1 protein-coding gene is annotated in these 434 nt (G+C 50.2%); it reads right to left on the bottom strand.

Annotated features, from left to right (window positions below; translation table 11 throughout):
- Positions 1 to 34: 34 nt before the first annotated feature.
- On the bottom strand, positions 35 to 434 hold a 400-nt coding region (gene rpsD, locus HFC70_RS26415), incomplete at its 5' end, for a 30S ribosomal protein S4 (RefSeq protein ID WP_168476300.1).

The following is a 434-nucleotide window of genomic DNA, read 5'->3' as shown; positions in this document are numbered from 1 at the left end:
ACCCTGCATTGTGTCCTCTCTTTGGTACTAAGCTTTACTTGGAGTAAAGCTCGACGATCAGGTGTTCGTTAATGTCCGCAGACAGATCGGTACGTTCAGGCATACGCTTGAACACGCCTTCCATCTTAGCAGCATCAACTTCCAGCCAAGTCGGCTTTTCACGCTGCTCAGCCAGCTCCAGAGAAGCTTTAACACGAGACTGCTTTTTAGCTTTCTCGCGGATGCTGACTACGTCATTCGGAGATACCTGATAAGAAGCGATGTTAACAACGCGACCGTTTACCATAACTGCTTTGTGGCTAACCAGCTGACGTGACTCTGCACGAGTAGCGCCGAAGCCCATACGGTAAACAACGTTGTCCAGACGACCTTCCAGCAGCTGCAACAGGTTTTCACCGGTGTTGCCCTTCAGGCGGGTTGCTTCTTTGTAATAG

Origin of the sequence: Agrobacterium sp. a22-2, from assembly GCF_012276985.1 — a bacterium.
In the GTDB taxonomy this organism is placed as follows: domain Bacteria; phylum Pseudomonadota; class Alphaproteobacteria; order Rhizobiales; family Rhizobiaceae; genus Allorhizobium.
The sequence above is the reverse complement of the archived record's forward strand: the minus strand, read 5'-3'. Positions and strand labels throughout refer to the sequence as shown.